Source organism: Companilactobacillus ginsenosidimutans, from assembly GCF_001050475.1.
GTDB classification, from domain to species: domain Bacteria; phylum Bacillota; class Bacilli; order Lactobacillales; family Lactobacillaceae; genus Companilactobacillus; species Companilactobacillus ginsenosidimutans.
Window position 1 is genome coordinate 1,663,252 of record NZ_CP012034.1, and the last position, 17,301, is coordinate 1,680,552.

General features: G+C 37.1%; 21 protein-coding genes, 1 pseudogene and 1 riboswitch. Of the genes and pseudogenes, 9 read left to right on the forward strand and 13 right to left on the reverse strand.

Features of this window, described 5'->3' with window-relative positions; translation table 11 throughout:
• Positions 1-88 precede the first annotated feature (88 nt).
• Positions 89-178: riboswitch (TPP riboswitch) on the forward strand.
• Between the two features lie 103 nt (positions 179-281).
• The 3 genes from thiW to thiE are packed head-to-tail and all read left to right on the forward strand — an operon-like array spanning position 282 to position 2,251.
• Positions 282-821 (forward strand): energy coupling factor transporter S component ThiW, encoded by a 540-nt coding sequence (thiW, locus tag ABM34_RS08510; protein ID WP_048704988.1) that lies wholly within the window; start codon positions 282-284, stop codon positions 819-821.
• On the forward strand, positions 799-1,641 hold the full coding sequence (gene thiM / locus ABM34_RS08515; protein WP_048704989.1) for a hydroxyethylthiazole kinase: 843 nt from the start codon (positions 799-801) through the stop codon (positions 1,639-1,641). Before thiW ends, thiM begins: the two co-directional genes overlap by 23 nt.
• Positions 1,634-2,251, forward strand: coding sequence for a thiamine phosphate synthase (thiE, locus tag ABM34_RS08520; protein ID WP_048704991.1), 618 nt, complete (start codon positions 1,634-1,636; stop codon positions 2,249-2,251). The genes thiM and thiE overlap by 8 nt, the downstream gene beginning before the upstream one ends.
• 60 nt (positions 2,252-2,311) lie before the next feature.
• On the opposite strand, the gene ABM34_RS08525 is transcribed toward thiE, so the two are convergent.
• The 5 genes from ABM34_RS08525 to thiD form a co-directional block, all read right to left on the reverse strand.
• Positions 2,312-3,373, reverse strand: a complete 1,062-nt coding sequence (locus ABM34_RS08525; RefSeq protein ID WP_048704992.1) for a DarT ssDNA thymidine ADP-ribosyltransferase family protein — start codon at positions 3,371-3,373, stop codon at positions 2,312-2,314.
• Between the two features lie 2 nt (positions 3,374-3,375).
• On the reverse strand, positions 3,376-4,323 hold the full coding sequence (locus tag ABM34_RS12945; RefSeq protein WP_053084465.1) for a macro domain-containing protein: 948 nt from the start codon (positions 4,321-4,323) through the stop codon (positions 3,376-3,378).
• 155 nt (positions 4,324-4,478) lie between these two features.
• Positions 4,479-5,054 carry a TIGR01440 family protein gene (locus tag ABM34_RS08535; protein ID WP_048704994.1) on the reverse strand — a complete coding sequence of 192 codons (576 nt, stop codon included), beginning with the start codon at positions 5,052-5,054 and terminating at the stop codon, positions 4,479-4,481.
• 6 nt (positions 5,055-5,060) lie between these two features.
• Positions 5,061-5,567 (reverse strand): ECF transporter S component, encoded by a 507-nt coding sequence (locus ABM34_RS08540; protein WP_048704996.1) that lies wholly within the window; start codon positions 5,565-5,567, stop codon positions 5,061-5,063.
• A 1-nt stretch (position 5,568) separates the two neighbouring features.
• Positions 5,569-6,348, reverse strand: coding sequence for a bifunctional hydroxymethylpyrimidine kinase/phosphomethylpyrimidine kinase (gene thiD, locus ABM34_RS08545; RefSeq protein ID WP_048704997.1), 780 nt, complete (start codon positions 6,346-6,348; stop codon positions 5,569-5,571).
• 161 nt (positions 6,349-6,509) lie between these two features.
• On the opposite strand from thiD, the gene ABM34_RS08550 reads away from it, so the two are divergent.
• On the forward strand, positions 6,510-7,910 hold the full coding sequence (locus ABM34_RS08550; RefSeq protein ID WP_064505411.1) for an aminotransferase-like domain-containing protein: 1,401 nt from the start codon (positions 6,510-6,512) through the stop codon (positions 7,908-7,910).
• On the opposite strand, the pseudogene ABM34_RS08555 reads toward ABM34_RS08550, so the two are convergent.
• The 3 genes and pseudogenes from ABM34_RS08555 to ABM34_RS08565 all read right to left on the reverse strand — a co-directional run bounded on the left by ABM34_RS08555 (position 7,907) and on the right by ABM34_RS08565 (position 9,202).
• A pseudogene (locus tag ABM34_RS08555) lies at positions 7,907-8,174 on the reverse strand (Txe/YoeB family addiction module toxin). The gene ABM34_RS08550 and the pseudogene ABM34_RS08555 overlap by 4 nt on opposite strands.
• Positions 8,175-8,180: 6 nt before the next feature.
• Complete coding sequence (locus tag ABM34_RS08560; RefSeq protein WP_048705001.1) at positions 8,181-8,444, reverse strand: type II toxin-antitoxin system RelB/DinJ family antitoxin; 264 nt, start codon at positions 8,442-8,444, stop codon at positions 8,181-8,183.
• Between the two features lie 176 nt (positions 8,445-8,620).
• Positions 8,621-9,202, reverse strand: a complete 582-nt coding sequence (locus ABM34_RS08565; protein ID WP_048705003.1) for a TMEM175 family protein — start codon at positions 9,200-9,202, stop codon at positions 8,621-8,623.
• A gap of 186 nt (positions 9,203-9,388) precedes the next feature.
• Here ABM34_RS08565 and ABM34_RS08570 point away from each other — a divergent pair, with 186 nt between their 5' ends.
• Positions 9,389-10,441: a Fic family protein gene (locus ABM34_RS08570; RefSeq protein WP_048705005.1), complete on the forward strand. Its 1,053-nt coding sequence runs from the start codon at positions 9,389-9,391 to the stop codon at positions 10,439-10,441.
• A gap of 39 nt (positions 10,442-10,480) precedes the next feature.
• Here the strand turns inward: ABM34_RS08570 and ABM34_RS08575 are convergent, their stop codons facing one another.
• Entirely contained in the window at positions 10,481-10,870 is a 390-nt protein-coding gene (locus ABM34_RS08575) for a DUF2255 family protein (protein WP_048705006.1), read from the reverse strand.
• Between the two features lie 15 nt (positions 10,871-10,885).
• Entirely contained in the window at positions 10,886-11,629 is a 744-nt protein-coding gene (locus tag ABM34_RS08580; protein WP_048705008.1) for an SDR family oxidoreductase, read from the reverse strand.
• A 114-nt stretch (positions 11,630-11,743) separates the two neighbouring features.
• Between ABM34_RS08580 and ABM34_RS08585 the strand changes: the two genes are divergently transcribed.
• On the forward strand, positions 11,744-12,616 hold the full coding sequence (locus tag ABM34_RS08585) for a LysR family transcriptional regulator (protein WP_048705010.1): 873 nt from the start codon (positions 11,744-11,746) through the stop codon (positions 12,614-12,616).
• A 38-nt stretch (positions 12,617-12,654) separates the two neighbouring features.
• Here the strand turns inward: ABM34_RS08585 and ABM34_RS08590 are convergent, their stop codons facing one another.
• The 3 genes from ABM34_RS08590 to ABM34_RS08600 are packed head-to-tail and all read right to left on the reverse strand — an operon-like array spanning position 12,655 to position 14,442.
• A complete protein-coding gene (locus tag ABM34_RS08590) occupies positions 12,655-13,401 on the reverse strand; it encodes an SDR family oxidoreductase (RefSeq protein ID WP_048705012.1) in 747 nt (248 codons plus the stop codon).
• Between the two features lie 27 nt (positions 13,402-13,428).
• Positions 13,429-13,878 (reverse strand): cyclophilin-like fold protein, encoded by a 450-nt coding sequence (locus tag ABM34_RS08595; protein ID WP_048705014.1) that lies wholly within the window; start codon positions 13,876-13,878, stop codon positions 13,429-13,431.
• Positions 13,879-13,881: 3 nt separating this feature from the next.
• Positions 13,882-14,442, reverse strand: a complete 561-nt coding sequence (locus ABM34_RS08600) for a sugar O-acetyltransferase (RefSeq protein ID WP_048705016.1) — start codon at positions 14,440-14,442, stop codon at positions 13,882-13,884.
• Positions 14,443-14,668: 226 nt separating this feature from the next.
• Between ABM34_RS08600 and ABM34_RS08605 the strand changes: the two genes are divergently transcribed.
• From ABM34_RS08605 to ABM34_RS08615, 3 genes are all read left to right on the forward strand, one after another.
• Positions 14,669-15,871: an ATP-binding protein gene (locus tag ABM34_RS08605; RefSeq protein ID WP_048705018.1), complete on the forward strand. Its 1,203-nt coding sequence runs from the start codon at positions 14,669-14,671 to the stop codon at positions 15,869-15,871.
• 46 nt (positions 15,872-15,917) lie between these two features.
• Positions 15,918-16,157 (forward strand): hypothetical protein, encoded by a 240-nt coding sequence (locus ABM34_RS08610; protein ID WP_048705020.1) that lies wholly within the window; start codon positions 15,918-15,920, stop codon positions 16,155-16,157.
• A 631-nt stretch (positions 16,158-16,788) separates the two neighbouring features.
• A complete protein-coding gene (locus ABM34_RS08615) occupies positions 16,789-17,301 on the forward strand; it encodes a DUF1440 domain-containing protein (protein ID WP_048705022.1) in 513 nt (170 codons plus the stop codon).

The window sequence follows — 17,301 nt, forward strand, 5'->3', positions numbered from 1 at the left end:
ATTAATAATTACTGTATTCAATTTATTGTATTTCATAAATTATCATGAGATATACGTTAAACATGATATACTGATATCACAATTGAATACGAAACATTTGGGGTGCACAAACGCTGAGATTATACCCATTGAACCTGATACGGCTAACACCGGCGCAGGAAAATGTGAAATGATTTTTTATGTTGATTTGTGCCTGTCGTTACGTTTTTTAGCGACTGGCATTTTTTTGTTTGTGGAACTCTGTCTATTTCTATTCAAAATTATATTAAGGAGTTTCACTTATGGTTAATTCTTCAAAGACTCAAAAGCTTACTATCCTAGCGATGATGATTGCTTTGGATGTTGTTCTTTCCCCTATTTTCCGAATTGAGGGTATGGCTCCTATGTCTAGTGTGATCAATGTCACTGGAGCTGTTTTGATGGGTCCATCTTATGTTTCCGTTATGGCTTTAGTCTGTGCTGTTATTCGGATGACTATGATGGGGATTCCACCTCTCGCTTTGACTGGTGCTTTCTTTGGCGCACTGTTAGCTGGTCTTGGTTATCGTTATACTCATAAGATCTGGGGTGCTATGTTGGGCGAAATTATTGGGACTGGTTTAATTGGATCTCTCACCTCTTTCCCGGTTATGGTTTGGTTTACTGGTAATAGCAATGGTATGTATTGGTTCTTATATACTCCTAGATTCTTTGGTGGAGCTATTTCTGGATCAATTATTGCCTTTATCGTTTTGTACAAGTTAAAGGACACTCGTCCCTTTTTGCGAGCTCAATCTTTATTCCAAGGAGTAATAAAGAATGGAAAATTACAGCCAAAATGATTCGATATCTAAACTTGTTAAATGCAAGTTTCCACTTAGTCATAGTCCATTAGTACACTGCATCACTAATGAAATCACAATTGAATCTGTTGCTAACGCTCTGTTGTATATTAATGCAAAACCTGTGATGGTAGCTGATATCAGAGAATTTCCTGAACTTTTTGAACAAATCGATAGCCTGTTTTTGAATCTAGGACACATTTCTCCTGAACGAGAAATTGCTTTATTGGAAGCCGGCAAAATGGCGTCTTCAATGAGAATTCCATTTGTCATTGATTTGGTTGGAATTGTTATTTCTAAAATTCGTTTTGATTTGTCAAAGGAACTATTGGATTTCAAACCAACAATTGTCAAAGGTAATATCTCCGAAATGCGAACTTTTTGCGGATTATCAAGTCACGGTCGTGGTGTTGATAGTGCTTCGTCTGATCAATCTTCGAATTCTGTCGATGAATTAATGAATGCAATGTTTGAAAAAGCTCAAAATCATCCCGAGACCACCTTTATTGCCACAGGAGCTACCGACTTGATTGTTTCCAAAAACTCCCGGTTAGAGCTTAAAAATGGCGTTCCCGAACTAGACAGATTTACTGGCACTGGTGATATTGTTGGTGCATTAATGACTGCGTTAGTTGAACATGAGCACGATGGATTAGTTGCTGGTGTTGCCGCGATTAGTTATTTGAACATTTGTGCTGAGAATGCCATAGAAAGTACTGAAGGCCTGGCTGATTTTCGTCAAGAAACACTTAATCAACTGTCCTTACTGATAAATAATGAATACTGGTATGAATCAATTCGAGGTGCTCTACATGCTTGATATGAGTTTGTATTTAGTGACAGCTAGATACGCTTATTCTGATGAAAAATTTTTCTCAATAATCGACGAAGCTTGTCGTTCTGGTGTTACCATCGTCCAATTGCGAGAGAAGGATGTTACAACAAGAAGGCTATTTGATCTGGCTATCAAAGTTAAACAAATTACTGACAGATATCATGTTCAGTTAATCATCGATGATCGAATTGATATTTGTTTAGCGGTCGAAGCATCTGGTGTTCATATCGGTGACGATGAAATGCCGATTGATATATCACGAAAATTACTTGGACCGGACAAAATTCTCGGTGTTTCGGCTAAAACAGTTGAACGTGCAAAATATGCAGAGCAATTTGGTGCCGATTATCTTGGAACGGGTGCTATCTTTCCCACCGAGACAAAGGTTATTACTAAACACACTGACATTAGGACTCTGGATGAAATCACAAAATCGGTCGACATCCCTGTTGTGGCCATTGGCGGAATCAATACTTCAAATGTTGGATCATTCAGCAATATTCCTATCGCTGGAGTTGCTGTTGTTAGTGAAATTATGAAATCTAAAAATGTTTCTCAGACGGTATCTGAATTAAAAACTACGATTAACAAGTAAAAGACCAATTCCACAATAAACTGGAATTGGTCTTTTAATATCAACTAATCAATCATTAAATTAATATGGCATATCATCGGTTGTATCGCATTTACCTTCATATGCAATATGATTATCGATTAACATTTGCAATGTGTATGATTCAATTGGCTTTTGAAAATTACGCGTCATTTGCTGCTTTAATAAGGCTTTCTTGCCTTTTTGAGGCCAAGTGTACACATTTCCATCTGTGAAGATTTTAAGTTGTACATTCAAATAATTATCAGTATCATCTGGATTAACTGCATATTTAACATCCTCCCAGGAATCCAAAGGATACGGTTGATAACGATTATCATCAACATTATTAACTATTGAATATCCCTTAGAACTCAGAGTAACCTTTTTAACATAATTTCTATTGGAAAAATAAGTATTTGTATATGCAACACGTATTTTCGAATCTAAATTAGTTATATTTTCCTTATGAAGCAAATTTATTAGGGTTTCTTTCTCAGCTTCAGATCTTGTATAAATCCACCTTAGAGTATTAAGTTTTAGTGGATCCGGAACAACTATTTCAGCTTGTTTCTGATCAGTTAGCTCTTTTCTTTCCTCTTTTGTCATATCAGATGTCATTACATCATCAAAATAAATTTTATCAAAAGGTAATCTTTCAAATTCTTCTGGTGTATTCATATAATGTGGAGTTCGTTTAGTTGCCAACGAAAAATCTGTGAATTTGACTCCCGGAATCTCCAATAGAGTCGACATATCAAATAAGAAAAAAATTGGAATTGGACAATTTGCCGAAAAATCCTGATCTTTGATTTCAGCAGCAGTTTTAAATCCCTCGTTGTAATACTGTGTAGGTGTCTTTGGTCGAAAATATAGTCTAATCACTTTTTCTACTTCAATATCAGTCTGGTTAATTACGCCTAAATTTGCATTATCATTGGACATCTGAGAATTATGTTCAACAAAGTATCTAGAATGTATCTTTTTGTTTTTCAATATTTCCATTGCATTATCAATATCTGTGAAATGAAAGGCGTATTTTGGCCAATAACGTCGTTTTGACTTTCTGAGCCCAGTCTTTTCTGAATCATTAACCAAATCTTCGATAATATCCTTATACCTCATAATTATTTATCTCTCCAAATATCAAGTTGAGTAGAATCATGTATCGCAAACGGTTGACGTTTAACATTTACTTTACTTCGATCTAGTAAACCTGATTGTCTCAGCGTAGGCACTCTTGACGATGAATTATCAAGAAATGTTGTAGATATTAACTCAATATAATCTATTTTCGATAAAATACTTTTGATTAATTCAAAGTTCTTACTTCGAGTAATATTCATAGGCCAAATTTCATCATAAATTTTACCTAGACTGAATAAACTGCCCCATACATCAATAATATCTTGTTGCGACAAATACAATTCATCGTTTAAAAAAGTGACAAATATTTCGTTATCTGGCAAATCGTCAGATTCTTCCATGACTTGGATGTTTAGATTTTTTCCCTCTTCTGAACCTTCAAATGCGTCTATAAAATCTGACTTAAATTCATCCAGTAATACTGAATTGTATCCCTTTCTGAGAGCTTTTTTTATTTGCTTTACATATTCAGGATGGTTTTGCCATCCAGTATAAATATGGATATAAATGTTAATTGGTAAATCTGATAGATATTTTTCCATGAGAGGTTTAACTTGTTTGTCCCAATCTAATCCGCCATTCCCTACACCTAATTGTGGAAATGAAATAGATTCGATTCCCTTATCTGCATATGTTTCTACAAATTTCTTTAAACCGGACTCTATATATTCGATCTTTGATTTACTCCTCCAGTTTTCCTTTGTGGGAAAATTTAAGATCCATTTATTTGCTGATTTGAATAAATATAGTTTTCCAACAGTTAAACTACCATCTTGGCAATACTCTTGGTATTCTTTAAACATTTCTGGATACAATTTTTTGTATTCCAATGCGATACCCTTCCCCATCACACCAACAGTGTTCACAGTATTTACCAATACTTGTGCAGGGCTATCAAATAGATTTTGATCAACATATTCTAGTGGCATTTTTGCCTCCAATTGAGATATAAGACTTATCTTCTCATTTATTATATTACAAAACAAATTACGCAAACTCTTGCGATTACCTTTCTAAATTTCCAACTAAAAAAGACCAATCTCATCAAAATGAAATTGGTCTATTTTAATATAAATATTATGTATTATTTCTGATTCACAAATTCTTGATGCTCGATTGGTTCGTAATTTGCTCTTGGTCCACCGACATACTTTGGACGTGATCTTAATGCTGTTACGTGTGCACTTCCTAGTTCTTTAATCGTGGGTCTTACTGGTACTTGAACAAATTTTACGTGCATGCCGATTGACGTGTCGCCGATGTCCACTCCGGCTTGAGCTACTATGTGCTCTACTTCTACTGGGTCTTCAAATTGTTGGAAGGCTGCTACTGAGCAAGCTCCTCCTGCGTGCATTGCTGGTACTACTGATACTATTTCAAAACCTTTTGCTTCGGCAACTTTTCTTTCCACTACAACGCTGCGGTTGATGTGTTCGCAGCCTTGAACTGCTAGATTTATTTCTCGTGGTTTTAGTTCATCTAGCAAGGTTTTGATGATTCTTTGACCAATTTCAGGATTGGAATCTTTTCCGATATGTCCACCAACTACTTCACTAGTTGAACATCCTAAAATGAATAGGTCGTTTGGTCTTAGTTTTGCTTCCTTTAGTACATCCTCAATAATTGTTGTTAAATCTTTCTCCAAATTTTCAAAAGTCATAATTTTCTACCCCCGAGCCCAATTGGGTTTTATCTTGATTAAACTTCCGACTACTAATACTGTGACCGCAATACCGAATCCTACTTGAACTAAGTTTCCTGGAATGGATGCTAGTCCAGCTGGCCAACCGAATAATAGACTGGTTGATAGGTAGTAGCCGACCACCATAATCACGCTACCTGCTAGTAATGGTAACAACATGTTCAATAGTCCAAGCTTATGTTTTTTCGACATGTAAGCTACTGTGAAGCCTTGAAGGCCGTGAATTACTAATGAGAATAAGCACCAAACTGGGTAGCCTGAAATGATATCAATCAAAAAACCGCTGGCTCCGCCGACTACCAGTCCGACTGGATTTCCGAATAAAATTGCACTTGTGTAAATCCCCACTTCACACAATGTTACTAATCCGTGAGTTGCTGGTACTGGAATAACTACCAAGATCGACATTGCGACCGTCAAGGCAGTCAATACTGCCGCTAATACTTCTTGTCTAATTCTATTTTTTTTCATATTAATTTCCCCTTAAACGTGTGGCACCCTGCCAAACACTTCCTGAATTCTTGCCAATTGGAACACCCGATTCGATTGCATCGTGAACAAATGATTTCGCAATCGTGATTGATTCTAAAATCGATTTATCCTTAGCTAACAATGCTGTAATGGCTGCAGATAATGTACATCCGGCACCATTTGTAGTCGTGGAATTAATCTTTTTCCCCTTAATCCACTGACTGTTTTCCCCTGTTAATAAAAAGTCGTCTCCGGTTTGACTACCATTTTTGATGAGTACATTGCGGACACCAAATTGTTGAATCTTCGCAGCAGCCAACTCAATATCAGAGTTGCTAGTGATTTCCACTCCACTCAATTGTTCTGCTTCAGAAATATTTGGCGTCGTGACTGTGGCTAGTGGTAGTAAAACTTTTTCCACAGCTTCAACGTATTCGGGATCATTGTCGCTAGTGCCCTCTTTAAAGGCTAAAACTGGGTCGACTACGACTGGAATTTGGTGCTTTTTTAGCTCATTTGCGACTATATTCAAGTTATCCACAGTCCCGAGAAGTCCTGCTTTAACAGCATTCAGTGGAATTTGTGGAAAAATCGAATCTAGTTGTTCCTTGACTAGGTTTGAGTTCAATACATTTATTCTGAGGTCATCTGGAAAAATGTTGGCGACGCTGGTGATGGCGCTGACGCCGAAAACATTGAACTCTTCAAACGTCTTCAAATCTGCTTGCAATCCACCACCTGCCAGGCTGTCTGAACCTGCGATTGTTAATACATTCTCCATATGATCACCTCCTAATTCCTTCCATTATCCTAGAAACTCGTTGCTATACAACAGCCAATTGGATTGTTTTTAATCCAGCCAATTAGTATACTAACTATTAATATGTTAGTGACCTACGTAAATAATATATGGTACACAAAATCCAGGGGGAAAATTTACCTATGATAAATTGGTCGGCTGATTTGCCGGATATTAAACCTAAGTATCAAGCTATTATTCAATTAATCAAACATTTGATCCAAACTGATCAACTTATTCCTGGTCAGCGTCTTCCGGCTGAACGTAGTCTGGCTCGTTGGTTTCGAGTTGACCGTTCGACTGTCACTCGTGCTTTGGCTGAGTTATCCACACAAGATTTATTGGTCAAAAAAAGAGGTAGCGGAACTTTCGTTGCCGAGCTACCTCATTTAAAACCTTTAACTGTGAATATTAATTGGCAGACGATGCTTGAATCGGCCACTGATAACAACACTTTAGCGATGGAAGAATTGGATCAAGTCCGTGAACTCGATCGCAACAAAATTATTGATGGTGCTGCTAATGAATTGCCTTCTGACCTTATTCCTAATTTGGGGACTTTCAAGCTTAACTGGCAAGCTTATTTAAAGGATCAAAAGCATGCATCTTCCACTGGTTATCTTGATTTGATAAAAACTTTGAGTCGTCAACAAGAAATCCAGCAAAAAATTGATTTGATCAAACAAACTGTGATGATTGCGGGCGGTGCTGAACAGTCGTTGTTGCTAGTACTGAGCAGTTTACTCAAAGCCGGTGACGCGATAGCTTTTACCACGCCATCTTATTTTAATTCCACAGCAGTTTTCAGGACCCTGGGAATAAATACATACGGAGTACCACTTATCCACAGCCACTTCGACCTCGAGAAATTGGAAGAAGTGATTTTGAAGCATCGAATCAAGTTATTAATTCTGAACCCAACTTTCCAAAATCCAACTGGCGAAACCTTAACACGCAATCAACGTCAGCAAGTATTAGCCCTCTGTCAAAAATATCAAGTCGCTATTATTGAAGACGATGTTTTCGGGTGGCTAGTTAACGATCAGAATTCAGTTCCGACATTGAAATCATTAGCTCCGGAAAACGTGATTTACATTAGTTCGCTTTCCAAATTGTTAGGTTCCTCAACTAGAATTGGGTGGATAATCGCTCCACAAGCAATTGGTCAACGGTTGTTGCAGGTGCAAAAACAACTCGACATGGTACCTAGCATGTTAGCGCAAGAAATGGTTAACTCTGCCTTGACTAGTTCGGAATTCTCGTTAGGATTGATCAAACTCACAAGAGAGCTCCAGAGTCGTCGAGAAGCTGTAGCAAAACTTTTCCACAAGTATCGACCAGGGTGGAATTTCTCTGTCCCTGATGGTGGATTCTATTTGTGGATAACTCAAGATGACTCAGATATTTTCAACAAGCTTCTCCGCAAACGAATACTGGTTAAACCTGGGACAATTTATGGAGCAACAAAAAACGAGTTTCGTTTCAACGTCGCTCGTATGGATGCAAAACGGTTGAAGGAACTCGAATTTAGGTTGATGAACTAATAATGTCCTTTGCATTGAATAATACTAATATGTGAATCAGTAATTAAATAAACTAACCTGTTGTAATCATCAATTCTTCTCGACCATGTCGGATTAGCCTCGTATTTCAGTAATTCAGGTTCACCAATACCCTCACTATATCCATCGCTTAATTGACTTAATCAGTTTATTTATTTTTTTAAGGGTCTTTTTATCTTCCCCTTGCCAATACACATACTCGTTCCACCCTTGATCAATAAAGGTTAATTCTCTGTTTTTATCCATTGAATACTAGTCATCCAGGAGCTGATGAACCTCTCCTGGATTTTTTTTTGCTTGAGCAATTCTCTTCGCAAGTTCATCCATATTCTTTTTGCTATAAAATGGATCTCTTGTTTCAAAAGGAAATCCGCCTTCAATAATACTTCGTTTTACAAAAACGTTGAATGCTGTGGAGAGACTCATTCCCAAATTATTATATATTTCCATAACCCTTTCTTTATCATCCTTATCAATTCTAAAAGAGACTTGAACTTTATCAGATTTATTTGTCATAATAATCACCTCGAAGCAATTATATAGCATATTGCTACCACTTTACATTGATTCACTACCTTTCTTTTATCTATACAGATAAATTACGTAAAAGTAATGACATTCTCCCTTAAATTTTTGGTGAGATATTTCTGTTGAATTTTAAATATTGTCAATAATTCATTTCAATACAGCAACTAAATGGTTTGCCCATTCTTACTTGTGACCCACATAATAACCGATAACAATGCAACATCAAACATAACTACCCAAGTCATCATTGGTGGATAAATTGTAAGTGTAATGACCAGGCCGACAAATTTTATCAGTATATTCAAGATCATAGCCCAATTAGGTGTCGTAAATAACAATCCAAAATGTAGGTGATGGTTAGCACGGTTAAGCGCCTGAGAAATAGCAATATTACAGAAAGTTACTAATAGCACATTAATCCCATATAAGGCTTGGGCAACCGAATTATTAAAATTCGAAGCCATAATACTGGTTGTATATGGAAAAAATGATGCGAAGAATAACATCAAAAGTGAAAGAATAACAATCGAGCTATTAATCTGCTTTACCTTTTGCCAACCATTATGATGTGACAACCACATTAATCCAATCCAGAAAAATGATGTAGTGTAGGCAAAATAATTTTCGCGGAGAGCAAAAATTCCAGCCCAACTTACTTGCGTTGGTTTTTCCAATTCCAACACTAATATAGTGATTACAATAGCCAATACGGCGTCAGTGAATGCAATGAGTCTCTCTTTGTTCATATAATCTACCCCCTCTAAATTTATAGGATAAATTATACAACGACATAAAATAATATTTAACTATCCGTCATTTATACGCCTGTGTAGTTCAATATTATTTCCATTTTGAACATCTAGCATTCTTCACTTCCATTAGTCTAATCCATGTAAAATGTGTTAATATTACATAGATTAGAAGGTGATTCCATGAAGAAATTCGATTACAAAACCCTCAACAATTTCACGATTACGCCTGAGATAACTCAAAAGCTCATTCAAATTTCTGAATTGAGGGGCAAAATAGAGGCCTCATCACTAGAATCTCACAACGCTATATTAGAGCGTTTAATTGAAGTCGCTAAGATACAAAGTACCGAGGCATCCAATGGTATAGAGGGAATCCACACTACCGACACCAGATTAAAACAAATAATGGCGAGAAAGGTTATGCCTCGCAATCGGAGTGAAGAAGAAATTTCCGGTTATCGTGATGTGCTTGATTTAATCCATCAGCAATATACTTATATTCCCGTATCTTCAAATACAATCTTGACCCTCCACAAACATTTATTCAGTTTCACTGCAAGTAACTGGGGTGGAAAATTTAAAGATATCGACAATCAAATCGTAGAAACATTGCCAGATGGGACTGAAGAAATCCGCTTTGATCCACCAAAAGCATTTATGACGCCAACATTAATCAACGATTTATGTTTGGAATTCAATAATGCGATACAAAAAGATCAGATTCCTTCGTTAATACTTTGTGCAGCATTTGTTTTCGACTTCGTTTCGATTCATCCATTTCGTGATGGCAATGGACGAATATCTCGTTTATTAACCCTTTTAGTGTTATATCAAGCAAACTACGGTGTCGGAAGATATATTAGTTTGGAATCATTAATTGAGAAACTTAAACCCCAATATTATCAGGCCCTGGAGGAAAGTTCAGTTGGTTGGAGTGATAATACAAATAGTTATTTACCATTCATTAATTACTTCTTAAGTATTATTCTCCAAGCATATAGAGAACTAGATTCACGCATAACACCTACCACAAATAAGTCTGAAAATCTGGATATTTTAATACTCCAATCATTACAAAATGAACTAAGGCCTTTATCAAAACGAGACCTAATGGCTTATATTCCTCAATACGGTCAATCATCTATTGAGCATGCACTAATGAATCTATCGAATAATGGCAAAATTAGAAAAGTTGGCGGCGGTCGATCAACTAAGTATGTACTAGTCATCTAATCTATGTAAGACAGCCAATTTTTACATAGATTAAGAAATTTATCTTGGAATAATATTTAACGTAGTGCTTTTTGGACCATCCTGAATCATCGGTGACAAGTATGCACTGCCAGCGTATTTTTCACGATATGCGTCATCCACTTTATTGATCAAAGAAGGATCAGCAACATCTTTAAAACTAATTTCAAAGTTTGCACTTGCTAAATTCATCCGACCTGCTCGCTGTTGTACTGCCGACTGATACCAGCAAGAATTCTGACCGTTCCATGCTCTGACATACAATTTATCATCGACAACCACTGACCAAATCCAGGTTGGTGTTCCGTAGGTTTTCCCATCGCTGTAGAATGGCGAAATTCTCATATCATCAGCTGTAGAAAATTTTTTCAATTGCTCGGCACTCCATGATTTTTTACTAATTTCACTCATAAAACCACCTCGTTTCTACCAAGGCTGGTCTGTTGGTCCGACTGTGAACTCGTTGACGTTGGTATCTTCGGGTTGATCGATCGCAAATGCAACAACGTTTGCAATACGATCTGGTCCAATTTCATATTGATTATAAATTTGTTCCATACCCTTGGCTGATTCAGGATCAGTAATTGTATCCAACAACTCTGTCTTAATTGCGGCAGGATAAATTGTTGCAGTTCTGATATGTGAATTCTCTTGGGCGGATTCCATTCTGAGTACTTCCATCAAATCTTTAACTGCCCACTTGGTTGCTCCATAAACAGCTCCACCTGGATATGCTTTCAATCCGGCAACTGAAGATGTGGCAATAACATGACCTGATTTTTGTTCTTTAAATGTTGGCAAGATTGCGGCGATCCCGTTTAAAACACCTTTGATATTTACATCAACCATACGATTCCACTCATCAGTCTTCAAATCTGACAATGGTGAATTTGGCATTAGACCAGCGTTTAAGAACATAACATCGACTTTGCCAAAAGTTGTCTTAGCTATTTTTACTAATGATTCGTTATCATCTGGGTTAACAACATCAGTTACTTGATAAATTGCTTCTCCACCATCCTGTTTAATCTTGTCAGCCAATTGTTGTAGCTTATCCTCACGACGGGCACCTAATACCAACTTTGCACCCTTTTTAGCCAACAAAACTGCAGTTGCTGCACCGATACCACTTGAAGCCCCAGTAATAATTACCACTTTATCTTTAATCATATTTAATTACTCCTCTAATATTTATCTACAAGAAATAGATTAAAGCTTGACGGTATATATGTAAAATGCTTATATTGAATCAAAGACTATACGTTTACGTTATAGGAGAAAATTATGGAATTAAGAGTACTCAGATACTTTCAAGCTGTTGTTCGAGAGAAAAATATTAGTCGTGCTGCGGATCAACTTCACGTTTCTCAACCAGCTGTCTCACGTCAGCTAAGGAGTTTAGAAGAGGAATTAGGAACGACGTTGTTCGAACGTGGTAGTCGCAATATTGAACTCACTAGTAGTGGCGAATATTTCTCAAACCAAGTTGATCAGATACTCTCTCTCACTGATAAAACCTTGAAAAATGTACAGAAGAATCAAGATATCACTGGTTCGATTGTAATTGGTGCAGCTGAAACTCGGATTTTCCTTAATGTCGCTCAAGCAATTAATAATTTGCGGACGACTTATCCTCATATTCAAACGAACATTATTAGCACTGATGCTAACGAGGTCAGACGTAGCTTAAAATCTGGTGTTTTTGATTTCGGTGTTGTAGTTGAGCCCACAAATAAGGACAACTATGACTTCTTAACTTTGCCTGGTGAAAGTCGTTGGGGATTGCTGGTGCCTAATATTTCTCCCTTGGCAAAACAAGAGCATCTTTCTCTTGAAGATTTAGAAGATGTAGATTTAATAATATCTCGTCAAACTGTGTCGACTGATTTGATTGAGAGTTGGTACGGCAATAGCAAGCCAAAATTAAATATTGTGGCCACTTTTAGCCTAATATACAACGCTGCTCTGATGGTCTCTGCGGGTATCGGATACGCTTTGTGCCTTGATGGAATCATCAACACTAATCAATCCGATTTAACTTTCGTACCGTTATCACCAAGAAAAACATCAGGTGCCAGTCTAGTTTGGAGCAAAGGAACTCGTCTATCTCCTGCTGCAGAGGCATTCCTAAACCAATTAATAATCGACTTAAAATAAAAAGTCATCATCTTCCCCGCGAAAAATGATGGCTTTTTCTATGCTTGTTGCTTTGATGGACGAATCAAGACTTCACTGATTGCTACATTTTCAGGTTGATCAATTGCGTAAACAACTGCATTGGCCACATCATCTGCAGAAAGCGATAATCCACTTTTTTCTGGTGCCTCAAACAATGGTTTCAAACTATCCTGAATTTCTTTGTTGCCGACTGTGTTGACCAATTCGGTTCTAACGGCACCAGGCGAAACTATTGTCGAACGAATTCCGTTGGCATATTCCTCCTGACGCAAACCTTCCATAATAGCTCTAACGGCAAATTTTGTTCCGTTATAAACTGCTGATGCAGGATAAACAACGTGTCCAGCAACTGAATCAGTACTAATAATTAGGCCATCATTTTGTTTCTGCATGATTGGTAAGACGGCTCCAATACCATTTAGCACACCCATAATATTGATGTTTAGCATTGATTGCCACTTGTCATAATCACGATCAGCTAAATTGCCTTGAGGCATAATTCCAGCGTTGTTATACAAGACATCAACTCTGCCATATTTATCCATAGCAAGTTTAATCAATCCAGCAACTTCGTCACGATCAGTAACATCAGTTACATGATAACTAGCGTTCTCTCCAATTTCGTCAACCAATGCCTTCAATTTTTCTTCACGTCTAGCACCCAACACAACTTTGGCACCTTTTGAAGCCAATTTCTTTGCTGTGGCTGCACCAATACCACTTGATGCTCCAGCGATTACTACTACTTTATTTTCTACAGTCATATTTTTTCTCCTCTTATTTAACTCGACTTATTCAGCCGTAATTACTACTTTTTGATTCTTCTTTATGTTCTTAACCGTCTTCAAATCCTTCTTGGAATTGAAATGACCAATGATATGGATACCTTGGTAATAACTAACTTTTCCATAGTAAAAGACCAATCGTCTGTCGGGTGACCAGTATCCAATCGAACCCTTCTTGGCAGCTGATCCCTTCGGCATCCCATCGGTACTAAGCTTGAAATTCAAGTCGGCATTTTTCTCCGGCTCACCAGGAAAGTCTTTTACAGCAAGGGATAGTGGCAATTTCTTTTGAAGCGACTTCGCCGCAGAACTGTTATTAAGCGTCCCCTTAACGTGCTTCTTGCCTACCTGAATGTCAATCTGAGTTCCCTTAGCCTCGACAACCTGAGTGTTGCCCACGAATATTAAAATTACGAAAGTTACTACTGCCAGAATGTATAAATTATATTTCTTCATACGTCAGTCCCTCACTTCTCTAATGACTCGCGCAGGATTCCCAACCGCAATCATATTATCCGGAATGTCCTTCGTAACAATCGAGCCAGCACCAACGATCGCGTTCTCGCCAATTGTGACACCAGGAAGCACCATCACGCCCGCTCCCAGCCAAGCACCATCCTTGATATGAACGGATTTCGGTCTCAAATCAGATCTGTGCTCAGGTTCTTCAGCATGATTGACCGAAATAATCGTCGTCCTAGGACCAATCAGAACGTTGTTACCAAGATAAATTCCACCCAAGTCAACAAACGTACAGTCAATATTAATAAAATCATTTTCTCCAAGGAAAATATGTGGGCCAAAATCAGTATGAAATGGCGCATTAATTTCGTTAGTTGAGGAGACAGACTGTTGTGTAATCTGACTAAACAAGTCCTGTCTCTGTTTCTTGGTCTGGTATGTATAGTTGAACTTCGTCAAAAGTTCCGCATTCTTCTCAACAATCCGTTTAATTTCCGGAAATTCTGAGCTATTAGTTTCAATATATTCATTATTTAAAGCTCGTTCGGTAATATCCATCCGTCCGCCTCGCTTTCCTCTAAATCACTTTTCTAGATTAAAGCCTCAATGACGTTATGTCTAATACCTATGATTTATATTGTGATATGTTTATAGGTTATGCTAAAAGTGGAAGTATGTTTCCATTTTTGAGAGTTTTTCGTAAAATTGGAAACATACTTCCAAAAAATACAATTAAAAGGTAAAATGGAAATATACTTCCAATTGAAACAAGGAGGACTCACTTATGATCAGAAGAGATCAATATTTACAAAAACTGATTGAATTCAAAGATTCCGAGAATATCAAGGTCATAACCGGAGTTCGCCGTTCAGGAAAATCGGTCCTGCTCAGTCTCTATCGTGATTACCTATTGTCGGATGGTATCGATGAGCAAGATATTATTTATTTAAACTTTGAATCATTTGAGTTATTAAACATTAGAACTGACACTCAACTGATAGAAAAACTACAACCGTTGCTTAGAAAAGACAGGCATCAGTACTTGATGTTCGATGAAATACAAATGGTTGACGGCTGGCAACGTGTTATTAATGGAATCCGAGTTAGCTATGATTGTGATATCGTAATCACTGGATCCAATGCAAAAATGCTTTCCGGAGAATTGGCAACATTATTAAGTGGAAGATATGTAGAAATACCTATCTATCCGTTCTCGTTTAAAGAATTTCTGACGGCAAAAAATATTGATTCTGAGTCACGTTTGGTTGATTCTGCATTCGATGAATATGAACAATACGGAGGATTCCCATCAGTTGTTTTAGCAGAAAAAAATATCAAAGACTCCATACTATCAGGAATCTTTGACACTATTATTTTAAATGATATTTCTATGCGTTCTGGGATTAGAGACACCGATATCCTACGAGCATTAGTCGGATTTCTTTCTGATAATATTGGTCAATTAGTAAATCCGTCTCGAATTGCTAACACTATAACTAGTGAAGGATTAACAACAACTAACCACACCATCAGTTCCTACCTACAATTGCTTGAAGATGCATTTTTATTCTACAGAGGACGTCAATATGACTTACGTGGAAGAAAATATCTTCAGACATCCGGAAAGTATTTTACAGTAGACCCCGGATTGCGCCGTAACGCAATTGGACGAAGACCAGGAAACTATGCAGGACAATTGGAAAACATTGTTTACATGGAGCTTATTAGACGTGGTTATTCAGTTGATATTGGTAAAATGGAAACTAAAGAAATCGATTTTGTCGCTAGAAAAATTGATGAAATACAGTATATTCAAGTTGCCTACGACATCCCTGAAAACTCTCATGAGACCGATAATTTGCTTAACATAAAAGACAATTATAAGAAGTCATTAATTACTCAACGTTATAATAATAGTGTTAAAGAAATTGATGGTATTCCAGTTGTTAACATTGTTGATTGGTTACTTGAAACTAATATTGATTAACGCACAAGTTACGTATATAGTTGCCATATCAAATGGAGGTAACAAGATGACAGTAAAGATAATCAAGCATGGAACTTCACTATTGATGCCTGTACCTTCTGATTTCAGGATTCAAGAAAACGCTGAATATGAACCTCGAATTGAGTCAAATGGGGCATTAACTTTTGTTCCGGTACGGACAAATATTTATGAAGAGAATAAAAATTATGATTTCAGATCAGCTATGAAAAAAATGGGTATCCCTGACAATGGATATCCAGTAGAAAAAGAACAGATTTTATTTTAATGGAACGTCTGTGTAGAAACACACAGACATAAGTTGCTCTATGCACCCTTTATTTTTGTTCTGACTGCTGCTTTCTTTTTAATGGAACGTCTGTGTGCTTCTCACACAGACATAAGTTGCTCTATGCACCGAAGGTGCTTAGAGCAACTAAAAAAATACACCGATGCCAATGCATGCGGTGTATTTATTTTGGCCTGAAAGATTTCTCAATCAAGCATACTTGTCTATATAGGGGATTATATATATTCGTTATTTAGGGGATTAAATATTATCTTATAGGGGGGAGATAAGTATTTAATTATTTAGGGATTATCTATATTTAGTAAGTTGTGTAAGTAATCTATGAAAATCGGAACGTATGAGCCTATGGCTCATGCGCAACATTTTTTTTGTTGGCAATGCCAACGAACCACTTCGGAAGTCAATTTTCGAAGTCTCGTTCCATCCGGTCACCTCTTTGTTTTTGACTATGTATAAAGAATAACGTTCAATTATGAATAATTGATTGTCTATGTGAGAACAAAGATTAAATTAATTGTGAATAATTTATGACCAATTCGAATACTTATGACATGCGTTATTAATTACGTTGTTTTATAATGAAGTCAAATGACATTGAGGGGGCAACATTATGAGATTGAACAAGAGGCAAAAAACTGATTTAAAAGCTGCTGTTATCGCAGGTACAGCTGCCGGAATTTTTTCTGGATTAGTTAAATTAGGTTGGGAAAATATTTTACCACCACGTACTGCAGAACGTGATTCAACCAATCCTCCACAGAAACTATTGCAACAATTCGGTATTCCTGAAAAAATTACACATGCTACATATACTTATTCAGACCACAAATTACCTTGGGTTAGTTATTTAATGCATTTCGGATTCTCAACTTCATTTGCAATTCTATATGAAGTTTTAACACAAAACAGACGTTACCTTCGAGTTGGATCAGGTGCCATCTTTGGTTTAGCCATCTGGGTTGCCTTCCACATTGGAATTATGCCAATGATGAAGACTGTTCCTTCAGCCAGCGACCAACCAACTGAGGAGCACCTTTCAGAAGCATTGGGTCACATTGCTTGGATGTGGACTAATGATATCGTAGGTCGTGAAATCTATCGTCGTTTAACAGAGAAGAAATAG